Genomic DNA, 21,349 nt, shown 5'->3' on the forward strand with positions numbered 1-21,349 from the left:
GCCCAGTACTGCAAGATCAATGCTCCTGTTATTTCAGTTACAGCCCACTAGTCACTAGTCACTAGTCACCAGTCACTGCTCTCCCGTAGCCTGCACGAACTCGGCGCGCCGATTCAGGGCCCAGGCGGCCTCGCCGGACCCCTGCGCCGCCGGCCGCTCCTCACCCATGCTCGAGATGTCGATGCGGGCGGCGTCGATCCCGTTCGCGACCAGATAGGCCTTCAGCTCCGCGGCGCGGCGAAGACCGAGCGCGAGATTGTACTCCGACGATCCGCGCTCGTCCGTGTGTCCCGTGATCTGAATGCGGAAAGCAGGACGGGCCTGCAGCGCCGGAACCTTGGCATCGAGGGCCGCCCGCGCCTCGGGAGACAGGTCCGACCGGTCGTACTCGAAGTAGACGGTCCCCGTTATCGCGGCAATGGCTTCCGTCTCGCGCGCGGCGGAGAGCTCCGCCTCGACGCGCTGACGCTCGCGGTCCCGCTCGAGCTCCCGCTCACGCACCGCGCGCAAGCTGTCCTCCAGCGCCTGCTGCCGCGCGCGCTCGATCGAATCGGCCGAAGCCGTGCTCACCGGAGCGGGCGTCATCGGCTTGATCTTCTTGCCGCACGCCACGGCGGAGAGGCCGGCGAGAGCGATCAGGAGCAGCGGGAGTTTTTTCATCGTAGTATGGGTTGTAGGGTGTGTTGCTTTCAGCGCCCGAGGATCGGCGACCAGTCCGGCAGTCTCGCGCCCGCCCCGCGCGTGAGCTGTCGCAGTCTGCCGGATTCGGTGTCCACGACCCACAGCTGCCGGGCGCCGGTCCTCGTGGAAGAAAATACTAGATGCCGCGAGTCCGGCGACCATGACGGATCTTCGTTCTCGCCATCGCTTGTGTGCAGCTTCGTGGACCGGTCGCGCAGCGCCAGGCTGACGATCTGGAACGCGCCACCCGTCTGCGACTGGTACGCGATCCTCCGGCCGTCCGGCGACCAGTCCGGCGAGCCGTTGTCGCTGCGGCTAGCGAGGCTCGCGGTCGTGAGCGGCTGAGCGTTGGTTCCGTCCGCGTCCATCAGATAAAGATCCGGCTGGCCCGCGCGTCCGGAGGTGAAGACCACGCGACGCCCCGTGGGATCGAACGACGGCCCCGTGTTGTCGCCGGAGCGCGCGGGCGTGAGCCGCCGCGGCGCCCCACCGGATGCGTCGACGATCCAGAGATTCGTTCCGCCTTCGTCGCCGTGCGCGTACGTGATGGAGCGTCCGTCCGGCGCGAACGCCGGGGTGATCGTGATGCCGCGCGAAGGAATGCCGCCGAGCCACCGCGTCGATCCCGCGGCGAGACCGGAAACGCCGAGGCGCCATCTGCCGCCGCTCACGCCGGCGAAGACGAACCCCGAGCCGTCCGGCCGCCAGGCCGGCGACAGCGCCAGCTCCGCCGAAGTCAGTCTGCGCGCGTTGGCACCGTCGCTGTCGATTACCCAGATCTGGCCCTCGCCGCCGGTGTACAGCACCCGCGTCTGCGCCGCGCCCCGCGAGCCGAACATCCAGAGACCGAGCGCATCGCTCACTCCGTGCAGCGCCATCCGCCAGCCCGGCCCGTACACGTCCACCGGAAGCGTGAAATCGGCGGTGCGGGCCAGCTTCTTCCCGGCCACGTCGTACACCCGGATCGTCAGGCCGCCGGGGGTCAGCCGCGGCTCAATGAGGGCCGCGGCGCCGAAAGGCGCGAACCGGTCCAGCTCCAGCTCTCCGTCCGGGCGTGGCAGCAGAGCCCGCGCGGCACCACCACCCAGCGTAATCAGCGTGACCCGGTCGTCGTAGTCGAGATCGCGCTGCAGAATCGCCCGGACCGAGTCGCCCTCGGCGCCCTCGACCGGCAGCACCAGCACGGCCGGCCGCGTGCCCGGAGTGTAGGTAAGCCCGAGCCGCACTCCCTCCGGCGGTTGCGGGTCCTGCGCCCCGGCAGTCGAGGCGCAGATCACGGCCAGTGCCAGGCAAAGAGGGCGGCGGAAATAGCTCATTGGCGTCATCGGAAGTTAGTCACTAATCACTAATCACTAATCACTAATCACTAATCACTAGTCACTAGTAACTAGTCACTAGTCACTAGTCACCTTTATCTTTACGGCATGGAAACTCACGGTCCCCTCGGCACACTCTGGGTCTCTTTCGGGCTGATAGCGTTCTACATCGCGCTCATCTGGATCAACACGCTGCTCGGAATCATCCTGACTCCGCTCTTCATCATGCCCGGCACCCGGCTGCAAGACAAATTCATGGCGCGGAAGAAGCAGCAGCCGGAAGCAGAAGAAGCGCCCTAGTCTCAACGAATTCCGGCCATCCCAAGTATCTTTGGGATGATGCCTTCAACACACCGCATTTTACCGCGGCCAGCCGAGCTGTTCCCGCTCCTGGCCGCGTTGTCGTTCCTGACTGCGATTCCCGTCGCGGCGCAAACCGCTGACAGTCTCCCGCTGACTCTCGACGCCGCGATCGCCTCCGCCCTCCGGACGGGCGACGAGGCGCGCGCCGCCAGGCTGCGCGTTGACGTAGCCGACGCGCAGGTGACGGTCGCACGTGCGGCGGCGCTCCCGCAGCTCCGCGTCAACGCCACCCAGACGCACGTCATGGAAAGCGCGCGCGCCCAGGCCGTCGGCGCCGTGTTCAACCAGCCGAACACCTACAACACCAACGCCAGCATCTCGCAGCCGCTCTTCCAGGGCGGACGGCTACAAGCCGGCAGACGCGCTGCCCGGCGCGTGCGCGAGTCCGCGCGGCTGGACGAGTCGGAGGACAGGGCGCAGGTCGTGCTCGACGTGCAGCGCGCGTACCTCCAGGCCCTGTTTACGGCGCGGGCGCTGGAGATTCAGACTTCGGCGTATGCTCTCGCGGGCGAGCGCGTGGTTCAGGCCGAGCAGTTCGAGCGCGCGGGGCGCGCCGCCCGGTACGACGTGCTCCGCGCGCGAGTCGAGCAGGCCAACATCGAGCCCAACGTCATCCAGGCGCGCGGCGACGCCGAGCTCGCCCAGCTCGAGCTCAAGCGGCTGATCAACACGCCGCTCGACCGGCCCCTCAAGCTGGTGACGGTGATAGACAGCACGCTGGTGCAGCGAATCGTCGCGCAAGCCGAAGGGGCCGGCGCCACCGCGGAGCGCGCCGCGGTGCGGTCGGCGGAGCTCGTGGCGGCGGCGCGGCGGGACGCGGTCACCGCGGCGCGGGCGGATCTGCTGCCGAGCGTGACCTTCAACGCGCAGCTCGGCTACCTCGCGTTCCCGATCAGCGGCTTTCCGCCGGGCCGCGGCCGGCTCGAGCCGGTGGCGTGTCCCCCTGGAAGTGCGGCCGAGCGCGTCTGCACCCAACAGAACGGCGGCTGGTTTCCCGACCGCTCGATGAACTTCGCGGTGAGCCTGCCGGTCTTCGACGGTCTGCGCGCGCGGGGCAACATCGATCTCGCGCGCGCCCAGTCCCGTCTCGCCGAGCTCGACCTCGCGCGGGAGCGCGAGCGCGTTCGGATCGAGGTCGCGGGCGCTCGCGAGAACCTCGACCGCGCCAAGGCGCTGTACTCCGCGCGCAGGCAGACCGTCAGCGAAGCCGACGAGGCGTTCCGGCTGGCCTCGCTGCGCTTCGCGCGCGGACTCGGCACGCAGCTCGAAGTGTCCGACGCCCAGCTCGCGCTGATCACGGCGCAGATGACCGAAGCTCGCGCCATATACGATCTTTATCTTGCCGCCGCGTCGCTCTCGAGGGCGCTCGGTGCTTCGATCCCCGCCATTGAGAGCACCGGTGAAGTTACGAACTGACATGCGTCCGCTGGTCCTGGCATTCGTCGCGGTCGCGGCCTGCTCCCGCGGCGAAGCCGACACGCCGGCGGCACCGCAGACGCCGGGCGCGCCCGCGGGCGCGCGCGCGCAACGCTCCGTCACGCTCGGCGCCGAAGATGTGGCCCTCGTGCGCACCGCCACCGTCGAGGACGGGGTTCCGATCACGGGCACGCTGCGCCCCATTCAAACCATAGACGTCAGATCCAGGCTGGAGGGAGACCTCACGGCGGTGTACGTACGCGAAGGAGAGCCCGTGCGGACCGGCCAGCTGCTGGCGGTGTTCGAATCGCTCGACCAGCAGGGTGGAGAGCAGAGCGCCCGCGCCGACCAGGTCGCGGCGCAGGGCGAGCTGTCGACCGCGGAGTGGAATCTCGAGCAGACGCGCGAGCTGCACCGCGTCGGCGCCGTTCCGGAGCGCGACCTGCGCGCGGCGCAGCAGGCCGTGACCACCGCGCGTGCGCGCAAGGCGGCCGCGGACGCCCGGCTGCGATCGATGCGGCTCGGCGTGCGCGACACGCGCGTGCTCGCGCCCACCTCCGCCACGGTGCTGACGCGGCACGTCGAGCCGGGCGAGCACGTGGCGCGCGGCGCGCAGCTGTTCACGCTCGTGCGCAACGACGTCCTCGAGCTGGCGGCGGCCGTGCCCGAGCGGCGCGCGTCGAGCATCACGGTCGGGCAGCTCGTCCGGTTCGAGGCCGGCGGGCGGCAGTTCGAGGGCCGCGTCGCACGGTTCAGCCCCACCATCGACCCGGCCACGCGCGCCCTCACCGTCTACATCCGCGTTCCCAACGCCGGCGGGCAGCTCAAGGGCGGAACGTTCGCCAGCGGCACCGTGGTGTCGCGCACCATCGCCGGCGCGCTCACCGTGCCGATCCCCGCCATCCGGCAGCGGGCCTCCGGCGAGTCGTTCGTCTACAAGATCGCCGGCGGCGTGGTGGAGCAGCCGGTCGTGACGGTGGGCGTAGTCAACGAGAACGCGGGACTCGCGCAGATCCTGTCCGGTCTCGCCCAGGGTGACCGCGTGATCGTGGGCAACGTCGGAACGATCGGGCGCGGCATGGCCGTCGAGGTGATCGGCGGCGACTCGACCGCCGCGCAGGCAGCGGCGCCCGCGCAGCCGGCCCCCGGACCGAGATAGCCATGTTCCTCGCAGACGTCTCGATCCGCCGCCCGGTATTCGCCACGATGATGATGGCCACGCTCGTGATACTCGGGATCGTCGGCTACCAGCGGCTCGGCATCGACGAATACCCCGACATCACCTACCCCGTCGTGATCGTGCAGGTGGCGTATCCGGGCGCGTCGCCGCAAGTGATGGAGCGCGACGTCGCGCGGCCCATCGAGGAGGCGCTGAACACGGTGGAAGGCGCGCGCGAGATAACCTCGACCTCGATGAACGGCAGCGCGTTCGTGCGCGTGCTGCTCAATCTCGGCGTGGACGTGCTGACGGCGCAGCAGGACGTGCAGTCGAAGATCGCGCGAATCCGGCGGTCGCTGCCGCCCGACATCGAGGAGCCGCTCGTCGGCCGGTTCGACCCGAACGCGCGCCCCATCATCTCGCTCGGTCTGCAGAGCGCGGAGCGGCCGCTGCGCGAGGTGACGAGCATGGCCGAGCAGGTCGTCGCGACGCGGCTGGGCGCCGTTCCCGGAGTCGGCGACGTCAGCGTCGTGGGCGGAGCCACGCGGCAGATCCGCATCGAGCTGGATCCCGAAGCGATCCGGTCGTACGGCATCTCGCCCGCGCAGGTGTCGGCCGCGCTGCAGCGCGAGAATCAGGAGGTCCCCGCCGGCCGCGTCGAGCAGGGGGCGAGCGAGCGGTCGATCCGCGTCACGGGCCGCATCGTCGATCCGCGCGACTTCGCGGACATAGTGGTCGCCGTGCGGGACGGCGTGCCGATCCGCCTCGGCGACATCGCGCGGGTGGTTGACGGCATCGCGATCCCCCGCTCCGCCGCGCTGCTCAATGACACGACCGCGGTAGCGATCAACATCATCAAGCTGTCGGGCGCGAACACCGTGGAAGTGTCCGACTCCGTCGGCGTCGCGATGGCGGAGCTCCAGCGCCGCCTGCCGGAAGACGTGCAGCTGCGGCTGATCCGCGACGACTCGCACCGCATCCGCGACTCGCTGCACGACGTGCAGCTGACGCTGATACTCGGCGCCATACTCACGATCGCGATCATCTACCTGTTCCTGAACTCGTGGCGCTCGACGATCATCACCGGACTCACGCTCCCGGTGAGCATCATCTCCGCGTTCTTCGTCATGTGGGTGTTCGACTTCACGATCAACAACATGACGTTGCTCGCGCTGTCGCTCGCCATCGGCCTCCTCATAGACGACGCGATCGTGGTGCGGGAGAACATCGTCCGCCACCTGCAGATGGGGAAGGACCACCACCGCGCGGCAAGCGAGGGGACGAGCGAGATCGGGCTGGCGGTGGTCTCGACCACGTTCGCCGTCATCGCGGTGTTCATCCCCGTAGCGTTCATGGGCGGAATGATCGGCAGGATCTTCCTCCAGTTCGGCGTCACCGTCGCGTTCGCCGTGCTGGTGTCGCTGTTCGTTTCGTTTACGCTCGACCCGATGCTGTCGAGCGTATGGAAGGATCCCGACGCGCAGAAGCAGGAGCCCGGGCAGCGCCGCGGCATCAAGCGGTTCGTCGGCGCGTTCGACGACTGGTTCGAGCGGACGGCGGACAAGTATCCCGCCAAGCTCCGGTGGGCGCTGTCCAATCGCGGAATCGTCATGGCGGGCGCGCTCGCGTCCGTCGTCGTGGCGGGACTGATTCTTCCCCGCCTCGGCTTCAGCTGGCTGCCGGAGGTCGACGGAGGCGAGTTCAACGTCCGCCTGCGCACCGCGCCCGGCTCGTCGCTCGACTACACCCTCGGCAAGGGCAAGGAGGTCGACGGCTTCCTGCGCAGCCGTCCCGAGGTGACTCTCACCTACCTGACGGTCGGCGGGGGCTTCCGCGGGTCGTCGAACAGCGGCTCCATCTTCGTGAAGATGGTGCCCAAGTCCGAGCGGTCGAAATCGCAGGAGGATTTCCAGAACGAGCTGCGGCAGGAGCTGCGCAGGATCCCCGGGGTCATGGCGATCATCACGGGTACCCCCTCGATCTTCGGCGGCTACGGCCAGCCCATCACCATCAACGTGCAGGGGCCCGAGGAGACCCGGCTCCGCATAGCAGCCACGCAGGTTCTGGAAGCCATCCGCGACGTGCCGGGAGTCGCCGAGCCGAACTCGAGCGAAGAGGGAGCCATCCCGCAGCTCGACGTGAACGTGGACCGGCAGCAGGCGTGGGCGGCCGGCCTTGGCATCGGCAGCATTGCCTCCACGCTGCAGCCGATGTTCGCGGGACAGCGCGCGACCCGGTGGGAGGATCCACAGGGGTACTCGCACGACGTGATCGTCATCTATCCCGATTCGATGCGGTCCACCCCGGCGAACGTCGCGAACATCCCCGTGATCAGCACGACGGTCGATCCGACTACCGGCCGCGGCGCGAGCATTCCGCTCTCGCAAGTGGCCGACATCCGCGCGGGGCTCGGGCCGCAGCAGATCGAGCGGCGGAGCCTCGAGCGGCAGATGTCGGTCAGCGCCGGCGTCCTGCCGGGCTATTCCATGGGAGACGTCGCGGACGAGGCGAAGCTGGCCATCGACTCGCTCGGCCTGCCCATCGGATACCACACCGTATTCACCGGCGACGTGCAGAACCTGGAGGAGACGAAAGGCTACGTCGCGGAAGCGCTGCTGCTCGCCGTCATCTTCATCTACCTGATCCTGGCGTCCCTGTTCGGCTCGTTCTTCCAGCCGCTCGCGATTCTCATGGCGCTGCCGCTCAGCTTCCTCGGCGTCGCGCTCGCGCTATTGGTGACGGGCGGGAATCTCAACGTGATGACGATGATCGGCATCGTCATGCTGATGGGGCTGGTGACCAAGAACGGCATTCTGCTGGTGGATTTCGCCAACCAGCAGCGCGCGCTCGGGAAGGACAGGATGGAGGCGCTGCTGCTCGCTGGCCGCATCCGGCTGCGGCCCATCATCATGACGACCGTCGCGATGATCTTCGGAATGCTGCCGCTCGCGCTCGCGCTCGGCGCCGGCGGGGAGCAGCGCGCGCCGATGGCCCGCGCGGTGATCGGCGGGCTGATCACCTCGACGCTGCTGACCCTGCTGGTGGTGCCGGTGGTCTATGCGCTGCTGGAAGACGCGGTCGCGTTCACCAGGGATAGAGCGCCCGATAGAATGCGCGATTTCGCACGACGGCTCGGACGTAGTCGCGAGTCTCGACAAAGGGTATCCGCTCCGTAAACACTTCCGGATCGGACGCGCCGGCCTTGGTGCGCCAGCGCGCGACGGGAGTCGCGCCCGCGTTGTAGGCGGCGAGCCCGTGCTCGAGGTACGGATAGGCCTTCAGCAGCTCGGCCAGGTGCTGCGTGCCGAAGTCTATGCTTATAGCGGGATTCCACAGGCTGTCTATGTGCCAGTTCTGGATGCCGCGCGCCCGCGCCATCCGCGTGCCGAGCGGCGGCATGATCTGCATCATCCCGCGCGCTCCGACCGGTGACGTCGCCCGCGGATTGAAGTTCGACTCCTGCTTGATCAGCGCGGCCACGAGCGCCGGATCGAGCCCGTTCTCCCTGGCTTTCGCGGCGATGCGCTCCCGCTCCAGGATCGGGTGCACGAGGCGGTACCGCAGCGGGCTGCGGCCGTGCTCGTTGATGACGCGCCAGCCGAGCGCGACCGCGCGCGAGGCCTGCGGCGTGCCGGATAACGCGTACGCCGTCGCGATCATTCGATCGGGAGACTTCGCCGCGTCGGTGAACAGCCTGCCGTACTCGTGGCGCTGCTCCACTTCCATCCCGAGGTCGCCGAGCAGCGCGATCCGCCGCAGGCCGTCCTCGAGCTCCTGCACCTTCGGGATCGTGTCGCGCGCGGCGTCGCCGAGCGACAGCGGAACACCCAGCCGGTTGGCGGCGAGAATCGTGTAGTACGAGGACGGCTGGTCCGCCATGAGGGCGCGCCAGCCGGCGCGGGCGCGGGCGGTGTCGCCGAGAGCGTGATGCGCGCGCCCCGCCCAATACCGCGCGGCCGTGGCGTCGCTGCTGCGCGGGTACTGGTTCGCCAGCGCGTCGAACTCCGACGCCGCGGTCTTGAAGTCCCTCCCGATGTACGAGATCAGCGCGGCCCGGAACACGGCGATCGGGGCCTGCGACGAAGACGGGAACCGGCGCAGCACATTGCGCAAGGCGGTCCTCGCGTCGCCGTCCCGGCTCTCGTCGGTCGCCAGATCCGCGAGCAGCAGGAGGGCCGCCGCCGAGCTGGCGTCGTTGGGATATTTCGTCGTGATGGCGCGGAGTGTGGCGCGCGCGGCTGTGATGTTCCGCAGCGCAATCTGCGCGCGGGCGCGCTGGTACTGCGCGCGCGCGGCCAGCGAAGCGGGGGCCGTGATGCGCGCGTATTGCGCCGCCGCGTTGGCGTCGCGGTTGAGCCGCGCCAGCATCTGCCCGTAGGAGAACCGATCGTTCGCCGTGAGCAGCCCCGCCTTGTTTGCCGCGTTGAAGCCGATGGCCGCGCGTCCCGTCATACCGATGCGCGTGGCAGTCCTGGCGATCGCGAGCTCCTCGGCGGGCGTCCGCTGCTGGAACGTTCGGTCGACCATCGAGATCGCTTCGCGCGAGTCGCCCGCATTCGACCGGATCAGGGAGAGCAGGCCGCCCCTCACCGCGGCTTGCGCGGACTCGGTGCCCGCCCGCGCCAGCCGCAGCCGGAAAGCGCTGATCGGAGCGCCCGCCCGGTCATAGGCCGCGATCGCTCCCACTATGTCGCCCGTCCGCTCGCGCGCGAGGGCCTCGCTCATGCGGATCCGGTCGCGCGCGACCTCCGTCGTGATCTTGTCGTACAGATCTTCCCGCGCGCCGCTGTCCGGCGTCACCCCGGCCGCGCGGAGATACAGCCAGTCGGCAATCTCGGGCACGCGCGCGGCGGCCTCGAGATAAACCATGCGGGCGCTGTCGAGCTGGTTGGCCCTGTCGTGGTCGCGCGCCCGCGTCACCAGCTCGCGGGCGGGTTGCTCCAGCGTGACCTTGATGCTGTCCGCGTGCAGCGCTTCGGGCGCGTCCGGCGCGGAGGTGGCGGAAGCCTGCTGCCGCTCGCACGCGGTCGTGCTCAGCACCAATACGATTGCTCCAACAATGTGTATGATCACAGCCACTTCGCTCCCGGTAATTCGCTTGCGATCAGCTCATCCGCCTCGCGCGGACCCCAGCTGCCGGCCTCGTACACGGGCACGTCTCGCGCCGCGCCGTTCGACCACAGCTCGATCAAAGGGTCCATCACACGCCATGCCATCTCGACTTCGTCGCTGCGGGTGAAGAGCGTGGCGTCGCCGAGCATGGTGTCGAGCAGCAGCGTCTCGTACGCGGGGTTCGGCGCCTCGTCGAACGCCTCCTGATAACAGAAGTCCATCTCAACCGGCGTAGTCTCGAATCCCGGCGTCAGCTCGTGCACCGTCCCTGGAGTCTTGACCTGGAACCGCAGCGCGATCCCCTCGCGCGGCTGGACCCGCATCGTGAGCCGGCCGGGCGGCACCTGCCTGTCGTCCGCTGCTCCGAAGATCATGTGCGGCGGGGACTTGAACTGAACGACGATCTCCGATTTCCGCTGCTTCAATCGCTTGCCCGACCGGAGAAAGAAAGGCACGCCCTTCCACCGCCAGTTGTCGATCGCTATGCGGATCGCCGCGAAGGTGGGCGTGACGGAGTCGGCCGCGACTCCCTGCTCCGAACGATAACCGATCATCCTGTCGTTGCGGGCTTTCGCCGCGACGTACTGCGCGCGGACCGCGGCGGCCTCGCCGTTCTCCACCAGCGGGCGCAGCGAGCGCAGGACCTTCACCTTCTCGTCGCGCACGGCGTCCGCCTCGATCGCGATCGGCGGCTCCATGGCCGCGAGCGCGAGCAGCTGCAGCAGGTGGTTCTGGAACATGTCGCGGACGACGCCCGCTTCCTCGTAGTACTTGCCGCGCGTCTCGACTCCGACCGATTCCGCGGCGGTGATCTGCACCTGCGATATGTACTGCCGGTTCCACAGTGGCTCGAAGATCGAGTTCGCGAAGCGGAATACGAGGATATTCTGCACCGCCTCCTTGCCGAGGTAGTGGTCGATCCGGTACACCTGGTGCTCGCCCACGCGGTCGAGCAGCAGCGCGTTGAGATCGAGCGCCGTCTCCAGGCTGCGGCCGAACGGCTTCTCCACGACGATCCGGCTCCACGGCCGCTCGCTCGCGGACGCCGTGCGCCGCAGCAGCCCCGACGACGTCAGGTTCTCCACCGTCGGCGGGAACACGCTGGGAGGTATCGCGAGATAGAACAGGTGGTTCGCCGCTCCGTCGCGCGACCCGCAGACCACGGCGAGCTTCTCGCCGATCGCGGGAAAAGTCGCGGGGTCCACGAAGTCGGCGCTGGCGTACCACATGCGGCTCGCGAGCCATTGCCAAGCGCGCTCGTCCAGCGACTTGAACCCGTCCCCCCGCTCGAGCTCCGCGCGCATCCGCTCGCGGTACTGCTCGTCTGTCATCGCCTCGCGGGCGACACCCAGCACCGCGAACCCCTCGTCCAACAGGTTCGCGGCCGCGAGGTGGTACAACGCCGGCGTCAGCTTCCGCCGCGCGAGATCGCCGGACGCGCCGAAGATGATCATCGTGCACGGATCAGCCCGCTCCCGGCGTCGTTGGGGTGCGCCGTCCGACTGGACTTCCGGCGCGACCGTTATCGTCGGTTTGCCGTTACTAGTCACTAGTCACCAGTCACTAGTCACTTTTTTACCGCATGCCCGCCGAACTCGTTGCGCAGCGCGGCGATGAGCTTGGCCCCGTACGATTCGTCCTGGCGCGAGCGGAGCCGCATGAGCAGCGCGAGGGTGATCACGGGCGCGGGAACGTCGAGATCCACCGCTTCCTGCACGGTCCAGCGGCCTTCGCCGCTGTCGGGAACGAATCCCTTCAGCGCTTCGACGTTCGCCGGATCCTCCAGCGCCCGCTCCGCCAGCTCGTTCAGCCACGACCGCACGACGCTGCCGTGATTCCACAGCGCCGCGATCCTGTGCAGGTCCAGATCGTACGAAGACGCGTTGAGGATCTCGTACCCCTCGGCGTACGCCTGCAGCAGGCCGTACTCGATCCCGTTGTGCACCATCTTCACGTAATGCCCCGCGCCGGCGGCGCCGACGTGCGCGTAACCGCCTTCCTGCGCCAGCGCCCGGAAGATCTCCTCACAATACGCGAACGCGTCCCGCTGGCCGCCGATCATCAGGCAGTAACCGAGCTCGATCCCCCAGATCCCGCCGCTCGTGCCGCAGTCCACCAGCTCGATTCCGTCGCGCTCGAGCGACGCCGCGCGGCGCCGCGTGTCGTGGTAGTTGGAGTTGCCCCCGTCGATGATGATGTCGCCGGCCGCGAGCCGCGGCCGGAGCGCGTCGATCGTCTCGTCCACCGGCGCGCCCGCCGGAATCATCAGCCAGATGATCCGCCGCGGGCTGAGCAGATCGACGACTTCGCCGAGATCTCGCGCTCCGGTCGCGCCCAGCCTGTCGTACTCCGCGATCGTGGCCGGCTTGTGGTCGTGCACCACGACCGCGTGACCGGCGCGCAGCAGCCGCGCGCTCATGTTGCCGCCCATCTTGCCAAGCCCGATCATCGCCAGCTGCATGAGCGCTCCGGAGGTTGCGCGTTCGCGGCCGTAGCGCCGCGCCGTCGTTACTTCGCGTCGATCTCCAGCAGTACCGCTCTCGCTGGTGCACCGTCTATGCCCGCGATCCTGAGCGGCAGGCAGATGAAGTCGTAAACGCCGGGCGCCACTCCTCCGAGCTGCAGCCCCTCGACGATCACGATCGCGCGCTCCAGCAGCGTGCGATGCGTGCGGTGATGGCCCGAGCGGAACTGCTCTATCGATAAATAGTCGATGCCCACGAGGTCGACACCCTTCTCCGCGAGCAGCTCCGCGCCGTCCGGGGCGAGAAACGTATAGTTGCGCGTGAACTCCGCCTGCTCGAGCAGCGCGGAGTTGCGGGTCTTGAGCAGCACGCGCCGCGCGCCCTCGAGCGGCTGCCCGTCCAGCTCTTTCGCGCCGATCTGCATGACGTCGTCGGCGAATTCGAGCACCGTCGCCCGCCCGATGAGCTTGTCCAGCGGCAGTTGGTCCACGGTCTGACCGTCGTCGAAGAAGTGCTTCGCGGCGTCGACGTGGGTACCCGTATGAGATCCGAGAACTACGGAACTGACGTTGGCGGAAGCGCCCTTTGCAATTGATTGCTGCGACGTAATCTCGATCGCGGGGTTGCCGGGATAAATCAGGCCGCCGTTAACCACCGGCGTGGAGATGTCAATTATTCGGCGCATGACTTTCTAAAAGCGGTTAACTGCGCTACGTGCTGCGTAGTTCAACTCGGCAGCCCACTCGACGAGCTCGCACTGAGCACAAACCTCGGAATCTCCGCCGAGAACTCCCCCCCATCTGGCAGCATGAAATTGTACTGCCCCTCCATGTGCCCCTCCGGCGACTTCAGGACGCAGAAGCTGCGGTACTCGTGCACCTGTCCCGGTGCGATGAGCGGCTGCTGTCCAACCACGCCGTCGCCCACCACTTCGGTGTCCTCGCCGATCGAATCGTGGATCAGCCACCGGCGGGACAGCAGCTGCGCTGGGCGCTCGCCCACGTTCTCGATGCGGACGAAGTAGGCGAAGACGTAATGATTGCGCGACGCGTCCGACTGGTCCCGCAGATACACGGGCCGGACGGTGATGCGGATTCCGAGGGTCTCTCTGTAGAAAAATTCTTTGGACATTGGTGCGGGAGGTCTGGATCTGTGCTCTCAAGGTACTACAGCTCGCGGGCGAGTTTTGTTCGCTTCCTCTGACAGCTGTTAGCTATTGGCTGTTGGCTATTAGCTGAGCGGAACAACAGGAAGAGCTCGGCGCGCGGGGCAGTAGCCAACAGCCAATAGCCAAGAGCTAATAGCCTTTCTCCGTCGCCGGCTCCACGATCCCCCTGCACTCCCCGAATCCGATCGTCACGAAGCCGGTCCGCCTGCAGCAGCCGCGCAGCACGACCTCGTCTCCGTCCTGCAGGAACCGCCGCTCCTCGCCGTTCGGCAGCGCGATGGGATTCGCGCCCCGGCTCGTTCGCTCCATGAGACAGCCGCGGGAATCCTCGCTGCTTCCGGAGACTGTTCCGCTGGCGAGAAGGTCACCCGGCCGCAGGTTGCAACCGTTGCTCGCGTGGTGCGCCAGCATCTGCGCGGGGGTCCAGTACATGTCGGCGAGACTGCCCCGGCTCACACGGAACGGCTCCGCGCTCTCGGCGCGCATGCGCTCGGTCAGCAGCAATACATCGAGGGTGAGTGCCAGACCTCCCTCCTCTTCGTTCCCCGGGGAAAAGAGGTACGGCAGCGGAGCGGGCTCGTCTCCACCGCGGGCGCGCGCCGCGACGCGGAACGGCGCGAGCGCTTCGGCCGTCACCACCCAGGGCGAGACGGTCGTCGCGAAATTCTTCGCCAGGAACGGACCGAGCGGCTGGTACTCCCATGCCTGGATGTCGCGCGCCGACCAGTCGTTCACGAGGCAGAAGCCGAAGATGTGGTCCTCCGCGCGCGCGATCGGGATCGGCTCGCCCAGCCGGTTCCCCGCCGCGACGAAGAACCCGACCTCGGCCTCGTAGTCCAGCAGCTTCGACGGACCGAACACCGGCGTCTCCGCGTCGGCGGGCTTCGTCTGGCCGAGTGGACGACGGACAGCCGCGCCGCTCGCGACGATGGAGGACGCGCGGCCATGATAGCCGATCGGCACGTGCCGGTAGTTCGGCAGCAGCGGATTGTCGGGCCGGAACATCTTCCCGATGTTCGTGGCATGGTCGATCGACGCGTAGAAGTCGGTGTAGTCGCCGATGTCGGCGGGAACGTGCAGTCGCGCCTCGCGCACCGGGACGAGCACCGCCGCCGTCGCGCGCGCGCCGGGTCCGCCCGACTCCTCGTCGCGCAGGAGGCGGCTGAGCTCGAGCCGCAGGCCCGACACCGATAGGCGGTCGGCCGCCATCAGTTCGTTGAGCGTCGTGGACCTGCACGCTTCGGCGGCCGCGAACGCGGCGTCGCTCTCCAGCAGGTTGGCCTCGAGGCACGCGGTCACGTCCAGTATCTGGTCGCCGATCGCCACACCCACGCGCGGCTCACCGCCGGTGCGGGAGAAGACGCCGAAGGGAAGATTCTGGATCGGGAAGCCGGTCGCGGGATCGTTGGCCGACTCCACCCACGAGCGGAGCCCGGGGTCGTGGGTCTCGTTGATCGCCGGCATCAGATCAGCCCCGCCGCGAGCAGCTCGTCCACCGGCTCGCGAAAGGAGCACGAGCCGAACGACGTCGCGAATTCGCGCGCGTGGGCGATGTCGGCCGTGGCGAATCTCTGCCCGCCCCATGAGACTCCCGTGTCGTCGAACTGGAACGCGTCCAAGTCTTTCTCCAGAAGAATGCCAAGTCCCTGGTGGCGACCGGCGCCAGAGAACAGCGCGACCGCGGCGAGGAATACGTTGAGAAATCCATACATCGTGCTCCGCCGGCTGCCGCGCTTGTACGTGAGCGGATAATCGGACCGGATCAGATGATGGAGCCCGGCCGTCGCCTTGAAGACGATCGCGCGCTCCCTGCAGCTGATCATGAACGCGACGACGTCGTCGGGGCTCGGGAACGCTTCGGGCCTCACGCCACCGAGCCGGATCTTCGCGCGGGCGCCACCGACGCGGACGGAGTCGAGTATCGCGCCCGGATCGATTTCAACACCGACCTCCACATACAGCGTGAAGAAATCCGGGACCGCCGCGCGAACGGCGGCCGGATCCAGCGGCGCGGACGCGCGCAGCTCGATCGTGTCGATGACGGCGTGACCGATCTCGGATCCCTGCCAGTGGCGGCTGTTGAACTTGAGGGCGTCCTGGATGTCCGCCGCAAGATCATTGCCGGCGAGCGCGGCTACCCTCCACGGCTCTGACCTTTCGCCTCTCGGCAGCAGCTCGCCGGAGATGGCGTCGAACTCGGCCAGCCTCGCCACGGGCACGACGAAGCGCCCGAGCATCCATGCATGCGGGCCGCTCAGGTATGCGGCGTAGTTCCGCATCGCCTCGGCCATCCCGAGCTGCGCGGGGGGGAACAGTCCCGCGTAGTCCACGAGGCCGGTCGCGAGAGCGCGCATCGGCGCGGACGTCCGTCCGGCGGGGCTCGGCTTACTCAACGCGCAGCGGTCGACTCCATTGCGGAAAAACTTAAGCGGCGGCCGCCCACCCACCTAGTGAGGCGGCTCACGATCGAAGGTCCGTGTCGAACCGCCGGCATCCCCGAGGGCGATCGCCCCCGGGGAAAGTCCGGCTAGTTGCCCGTCTTCTGCGAGATCAGCGTGGCGATCGCCGCCGGCACCGTGAACGCCGTCGCATCGATCGGCCCGAACTCGTAAGAAGTGAAGTTCATGACCTGCTGCTGGTTCATGACCGTCAGCGTGATCTTGGTGGGCTGCTTGATCCCGTTGAAATCCTGGTAATCCGAGAACTCGCTGACCGCCTCGACTTCACCCATCGGCGATTCCTGCTTGGCAAATCCGCCGATGAGCAGGCCCGAGTCGACGGCATAGCAGTCGAACGTCTCGCGGCCGCTCTTGCGGGTGATCTTGACCTTGTAGCACTGCTGGCCACCCAAAGTCACGATCTCGGTGGTCTCCATCGACGCGATGTTCGAGGACTCACGCAGCACCGACGCGAACTCGGCCTCGTCCACCATCTGCGCCAGCTCGGCGCCCTCGATGAGACGCGGACCCTGGAAGGGGTCCAGCGACCAGCCGTGGGTTCCGTCGAATCCCTGCAGCATCTCCCCCGCGCCGGGGATAGTGATCTTCATCGCGACGAGGTTCGGCTGCGCTCCGGCGACTTCCATCTGGCCGGTCATGCCGGCGGCCGGCATACCGAACGTTCCCTTGGCGCGGAAGAACGGGTGGCGAAGCACGGCCTCCCGGCCGCCGATGGCGACCACATGCTTGGCGACGAGATCCTTCGCCGCGGGCAGCGGCGTGGTCTGCGCGAGAGCGAGCGACGGGAGGAACGCTATTGCGGCTGCTGCGAGCGCGACTCGGCGCGCGGTGAGGGCGGACATCTTTATCTCCTGAACCTGGTGACTAGTGACTAGTCGCTAGTAGTTGGGAACTGCGGAAAAACGTCGGTTATAAGGTGCGTGCTGTGTTCACTAGTCACTAGTCACTAGTCACTAGTCACTAGTCACTAGTCACTAGTCACTAGTCACCTGCTTCGGATCCACTCAAGAGCGGACAACAGGGCCGCATCCCGCCCGGCCAGGAGATCCGCGCGGGTCACCGGCTCGACCTGGTCCGGAATGACACCCCTGACCTCGAGTCTGGTTCCGTCGGGCAGCGTATAATCCGAGAATACGTGCAGCAGCACGTCATCGTTGGGCAGCCGCTTCATCAGCGCCGGCAGCGCCTGACCCGACGTAGTGTCGCCGAACACCCTCGCGCGCCGCAGGTATTGCATCCCCGCCGCGAATATCTCGCTGGTGCTCACCGATTGCCGGTCGACCAGAATCGCCAGCGGCCGGTCGTAGATGCGGACCGGCCGTCCGCTGAACGTCACCGTGCGCGGGTTGGTCACGAGGCGCAGCTCGTTCCCCCTCGTCTTGAGCATCCCCAGGGGCACTATCGTGTCCACGAAATAGCCGGCGATCCCCATCGAGAGCCCGGCGATCCCTCCGGGGTTGCCGCGCAGGTCCAGCACGATTCCGCGGCAATCGGACAGCTCCTGCATCGTGCTGTCGAAGGCCGCGCTGATCGGCGTCAGCCAGATGTTGAAAGCGACGTACCCGACGCAGCCGCCGGCCGCGGGAATGCGGGAGCGCGTGAGCCGCACATTGAGCGGCGGAAGATTTCCGAAGCGGGCGATCTGGCCGGGCTCGCTGCGGCGCGTGAGCGGCAGGCGGACGTGCCGGCCCATCCCGTCGACGAGCTCGACGTTGACGGTAGTTCCGGGGTCGCCGTCGAGCCGCTCCCGCAGCCGCGCGCCGGCGAGGTGGAAGGCTTCGTTCCTGTCGCGCGGATCCGGCAGAGCCAGCGCGGCCGTGACTGCCGGCCGGACCGTGAATCCATTTACCGAATCGATGACCCACCCCGTCCGCGCCCCGGCGGCGAACGCCGGTCCCGCCGAGTCCACGCGCCATACCACGGGCGCGCCGTCGACGACCCGGATCTCGATCCCAACGTCTCCGGCACCCGCGCCACCGTCGCCTTCGTCTTCATCCGCGTCGGCCGTCGCCCTCACGATCTCGGCGGGAATCAATCCGAAATGCGACTCGCCCATGCGGGCGAGCATCGACCGGATGATCGTGCGCAGCTCACCGACAGTGCGGGCTCCGGCGGCGCGCGGGCGCAGCTCGGCTCTCACTCCCGGCCAATCGATGCCGCGGAAAGCGGTGTCGTAGTAAGTCCGGTTGATCGTCGTCCACGCCGTATCGAATGTGGCGACCGCGAGCGCGGAATCGATCGGGACGGCCGGCGCGGCGGGAGACGTGGACACCGGCGCGCGAGCACAGGCCAGCGCGACGATGACGAGGGCCAGGAGCTGTTTCCGGAGGGACATCATGCGTCGTGCGTCCAGGTGAACTTCCTAGTAGCAGCGGGGAGACTCGAACTCCCGACCTCACGATTATGAGGCCAGCAACACGCGTCCGACTGACGCCAAACGCTGCCGTCCTGAACGTAATGCCTCAATCGGCGGGGAGAACAGCGGGCCGAGCGTCAGCCCGCGTCAGCCCGGTTTGGCACCACCAATGGCACCACGCCGCTGCTTCCCTGTGTGGCGGGTGGAACGCGCACTCGTCGCCGGACCAGACCACCGACTGCGGCGAGGCGAGCGTGTAGATACGATGACGCGCGAATGGATCGCCGCGGAGTGGAATCGAGCCCTGACCCCCTGCTTGCAAAGCAGGACCAACAATAAACCAACTACAGCAGATTGCCGGGTTAGCTAGGGAAATCGGGCGTCGGTGCCGGAATTTCCCGACATCAATACCGCCCCGCGTCGGGAGAAACGCGGAATGAAACACAGAACCAAACCTAAACTGACTGTCCCCCTCTAGGGCGCCGGCGCGTCCGCCATCGGGTCGAACGGGGGGTCCTAGGGGCGATTCCGTGTTAGGCCTTGCAGTTATGATGGTGAACTGGCTAGATGATCGACCCAGCCAGCGAATGCGCGCCTAATAGCCTCTGGGATCCGCTGTAGCTCGGCCGACTCGACAGAGTCATCTACAAAGTCGATTTGATAGTGGGCGCCATCAATCCTCGCAAACTGTCCCGCGTGGAACATCCCTGATCGCCAGCGACCGTATACACGGTCTGGATCGATCTCGCTGGTAGTATTGTAGCGGCTGAAGAATTCGATAAAACGAGCCTTATCGCCGAGTCCCTCGAATCCCTCGAGGCCCTTCGTCAGAGCTTCGACCGCTGCAATCGTGAGCGCGACCGACGCTGATCGGAATCCCTCAGGCAGAATCATCGAGAGGTGATAAAGCCGTGAGGCTGAGTCGAACGCGCTACTCGCCTTCGGATTTCGGCCCAGCCGCCTTAGGAGAGATAGGCCGGCTTGAGGCACTCGAAGTCCGTCAAGAGCCCCGCCTTGAATGGGGTCCCGCCAAGGCCAAATGAAGTCGTGCCCCCATGTCCCCTTCTGCGCGGGGTTCGAAAACGGATCGGCGTCCTGGTCAACTGCCCCGAACCTACCGCGCCAAGCATTCGTAATGGCCGGGCCGCCATGTGCGTCAGCGGCAACGCTCGGCTGATCAGGCAGCCATCGAAGCGGAATTGCTAGAAGGAATGCTGCGTGCGCGACCCGGCGGGTGAGTGTGCCGCGAGCCTGTTCAAGGGCATCTCGCTCATCAATCCCCATGACCTGCGCATCAATAACCACGAGCTGCAGCGATCGCGGGTTGTCTGGCGCCTCAGGGCCGCTTGGCTGTTCAGGCGCGGGAGCTAGGCGCCATCCCGGAAGTTCGTACCAGCCGTCCAGAGGTTTCCCATCGTACATCGCGTGGCGACGAATCCAGTAGGCTGCGCGTTTATTCTCTCGGGCGGCATCGAGGGCTGAGAAGAGAAGCGAATTTCCCCAGTCTCGCAGCTCTGAATCGTTCAACACTCCTTCTCGGTCCGTGATCCTAATCTGCACATTCATCTTGTCAGCAGGAACCAGAAGGCGGAGATCGATCCAAGCTTGCCTATTGTGATACCGGATGCCAAGACCGTAGCCAGCCTCAAAGCGCGACCCGGAGCCCCCACCAAGCATCGAGAAGGCTCCCCACGCGTGGCGTTTGCGAATCTCGGCGCGCAGGAAGCGCAGAGTATCCTGTAGACCAGCACCCTGGGCAGAGCGTATTGGGATTGTGACTTGGTTCAGATGTCCTCCCGACTATTCGGCCAGCGAATCGTGTGCAGCGAGCAACGTTAGAGCGTGCCCGCAACCCAAGTGTGCAATTCTAACCCGCCGAAAGTGTGCAATTTCACCCGCCGTTGACAGGCCGAGGAATCGGGCGGAGAGTACGCCTTCGCGATCGGGCTCATGGTCCTGCTGCAAGGGTTGCTCGTCGGCTTTGCAGCGCTCGTTCTCGTGGAGATTGCCCCGCCTCGCAGGACCTGACCAGGCACTACTACTCCTAGTCGTCAGCCTAGCGAGGGCGTGCTACCGGTGCCATGCTCTCCGCCTTCGACATCGGAGCCCACGAAATGACGCAACCGATCGCGAGCCCTACGTCCGGCTCGCCAGGTGCGGGGTTGATCGTGCTTAGCGTATTGCTCATGCTCGCCGCCGTGTTCCTAGTAGGTGACGGCCTGTGGGTCATGTACTCCTACGACGGGATCAACCGAGAGGGTCCAGTCGGGGGCGACGCCTACAACTACATCATCTGGTCGGCGCGTGGCACCGGGCTAATCTGCGCGGGCGTTGCGGCGGCGGTTCTATCCGCGACCTTGGCGATCATCGCCGTATGGCATCGGCGCTAGAGGATAATGGATTATGGGGATTTTGGAGAGAAAGACACTTAACCGGGCAGGCATATGAGCGACGAGGAAAAGATTAAGTGCCCCAAGTGCGCCTCCACGCAGGTTCACGCCGAGAAGCGCGGCTGGAACATGATGACGGGTATGCTCGGAGCCGGGAAGATCGTCCTCACCTGCCTCAAATGCGGTAACAAGTTCGGCCCCGGCGAAGGGGGCAAGTGACCCGCTTCCGCCCTGCCCGTCCCCTGCCCCGCGCAGGATGATCGCGGCCTCTGGGGTCCGAGCCTACGCCATGTGGGCCGCGATACTCGCCTCGATGTCCAACCTCGAGCGGCTGCTGTACGCCGTTGACCGGGAGCTTGCCAGAGCGCGCCGATTGTTGCCTCGGTTAGGGGAATATACGTGAGCGGGACTACTACTAGTGGACTGTAACAATTGCTTCGGTAGTGGTTGACATGTATATTCGC

The 21,349-nt window shown here is 67.0% G+C and carries 18 protein-coding genes; 6 read left to right on the forward strand and 12 right to left on the reverse strand.

Annotated elements, in window-relative coordinates:
* Positions 1-72: 72 nt before the first annotated feature.
* On the reverse strand, positions 73-660 hold the full coding sequence (locus tag WEA80_09030) for an OmpA family protein (protein ID MEX1186718.1): 588 nt from the start codon (positions 658-660) through the stop codon (positions 73-75).
* Positions 661-689: 29 nt separating this feature from the next.
* Positions 690-1,997, reverse strand: a complete 1,308-nt coding sequence (locus WEA80_09035; protein ID MEX1186719.1) for a hypothetical protein — start codon at positions 1,995-1,997, stop codon at positions 690-692.
* A 108-nt stretch (positions 1,998-2,105) separates the two neighbouring features.
* Between WEA80_09035 and WEA80_09040 the strand changes: the two genes are divergently transcribed.
* Genes WEA80_09040 through WEA80_09055 form a run of 4 tightly spaced genes read left to right on the forward strand, consistent with a single transcriptional unit; the run spans position 2,106 to position 8,111 of the window.
* Positions 2,106-2,297, forward strand: a complete 192-nt coding sequence (locus WEA80_09040; GenBank protein ID MEX1186720.1) for a hypothetical protein — start codon at positions 2,106-2,108, stop codon at positions 2,295-2,297.
* A gap of 39 nt (positions 2,298-2,336) precedes the next feature.
* A complete protein-coding gene (locus tag WEA80_09045) occupies positions 2,337-3,776 on the forward strand; it encodes a TolC family protein (GenBank protein ID MEX1186721.1) in 1,440 nt (479 codons plus the stop codon).
* Position 3,777: 1 nt separating this feature from the next.
* Positions 3,778-4,935, forward strand: coding sequence for an efflux RND transporter periplasmic adaptor subunit (locus tag WEA80_09050; GenBank protein MEX1186722.1), 1,158 nt, complete (start codon positions 3,778-3,780; stop codon positions 4,933-4,935).
* A 2-nt stretch (positions 4,936-4,937) separates the two neighbouring features.
* A complete protein-coding gene (locus WEA80_09055) occupies positions 4,938-8,111 on the forward strand; it encodes an efflux RND transporter permease subunit (GenBank protein ID MEX1186723.1) in 3,174 nt (1,057 codons plus the stop codon).
* On the opposite strand, the gene WEA80_09060 is transcribed toward WEA80_09055, so the two are convergent.
* The 10 genes from WEA80_09060 to WEA80_09105 all read right to left on the reverse strand — a co-directional run bounded on the left by WEA80_09060 (position 8,020) and on the right by WEA80_09105 (position 20,061).
* Positions 8,020-10,008 carry a transglycosylase SLT domain-containing protein gene (locus tag WEA80_09060; GenBank protein ID MEX1186724.1) on the reverse strand — a complete coding sequence of 663 codons (1,989 nt, stop codon included), beginning with the start codon at positions 10,006-10,008 and terminating at the stop codon, positions 8,020-8,022. The two genes, WEA80_09055 and WEA80_09060, sit on opposite strands and share 92 nt — an antisense overlap.
* Entirely contained in the window at positions 10,005-11,501 is a 1,497-nt protein-coding gene (gene zwf / locus WEA80_09065) for a glucose-6-phosphate dehydrogenase (GenBank protein MEX1186725.1), read from the reverse strand. Before zwf ends, WEA80_09060 begins: the two co-directional genes overlap by 4 nt.
* Before the next feature lie 113 nt (positions 11,502-11,614).
* Positions 11,615-12,508, reverse strand: a complete 894-nt coding sequence (gnd, locus tag WEA80_09070) for a decarboxylating 6-phosphogluconate dehydrogenase (protein MEX1186726.1) — start codon at positions 12,506-12,508, stop codon at positions 11,615-11,617.
* Positions 12,509-12,555: 47 nt separating this feature from the next.
* Entirely contained in the window at positions 12,556-13,197 is a 642-nt protein-coding gene (locus WEA80_09075; GenBank protein ID MEX1186727.1) for a cyclase family protein, read from the reverse strand.
* 41 nt (positions 13,198-13,238) lie between these two features.
* A complete protein-coding gene (gene apaG, locus WEA80_09080; protein ID MEX1186728.1) occupies positions 13,239-13,643 on the reverse strand; it encodes a Co2+/Mg2+ efflux protein ApaG in 405 nt (134 codons plus the stop codon).
* A gap of 166 nt (positions 13,644-13,809) precedes the next feature.
* The gene (fahA, locus tag WEA80_09085) at positions 13,810-15,144 is read right to left on the reverse strand and encodes a fumarylacetoacetase (GenBank protein MEX1186729.1); all 1,335 of its coding nucleotides are present in this window, start codon (positions 15,142-15,144) and stop codon (positions 13,810-13,812) included.
* A complete protein-coding gene (locus WEA80_09090) occupies positions 15,144-16,034 on the reverse strand; it encodes a hypothetical protein (GenBank protein MEX1186730.1) in 891 nt (296 codons plus the stop codon). The genes fahA and WEA80_09090 overlap by 1 nt, the downstream gene beginning before the upstream one ends.
* Positions 16,035-16,207: 173 nt before the next feature.
* Positions 16,208-16,981, reverse strand: coding sequence for a hypothetical protein (locus WEA80_09095; GenBank protein MEX1186731.1), 774 nt, complete (start codon positions 16,979-16,981; stop codon positions 16,208-16,210).
* 143 nt (positions 16,982-17,124) lie between these two features.
* Positions 17,125-18,474: a S41 family peptidase gene (locus WEA80_09100; protein ID MEX1186732.1), complete on the reverse strand. Its 1,350-nt coding sequence runs from the start codon at positions 18,472-18,474 to the stop codon at positions 17,125-17,127.
* Positions 18,475-19,041: 567 nt separating this feature from the next.
* Positions 19,042-20,061, reverse strand: coding sequence for a hypothetical protein (locus WEA80_09105; protein MEX1186733.1), 1,020 nt, complete (start codon positions 20,059-20,061; stop codon positions 19,042-19,044).
* A gap of 602 nt (positions 20,062-20,663) precedes the next feature.
* Between WEA80_09105 and WEA80_09110 the strand changes: the two genes are divergently transcribed.
* Both WEA80_09110 and WEA80_09115 read left to right on the forward strand, forming a co-directional pair.
* Positions 20,664-20,885 (forward strand): hypothetical protein, encoded by a 222-nt coding sequence (locus tag WEA80_09110; protein ID MEX1186734.1) that lies wholly within the window; start codon positions 20,664-20,666, stop codon positions 20,883-20,885.
* A gap of 54 nt (positions 20,886-20,939) precedes the next feature.
* Complete coding sequence (locus WEA80_09115) at positions 20,940-21,104, forward strand: hypothetical protein (GenBank protein ID MEX1186735.1); 165 nt, start codon at positions 20,940-20,942, stop codon at positions 21,102-21,104.
* Positions 21,105-21,349 lie beyond the last annotated feature (245 nt).

This window comes from Gemmatimonadaceae bacterium (assembly GCA_040882285.1).
Lineage (GTDB): Bacteria > Gemmatimonadota > Gemmatimonadetes > Gemmatimonadales > Gemmatimonadaceae > JACDCY01.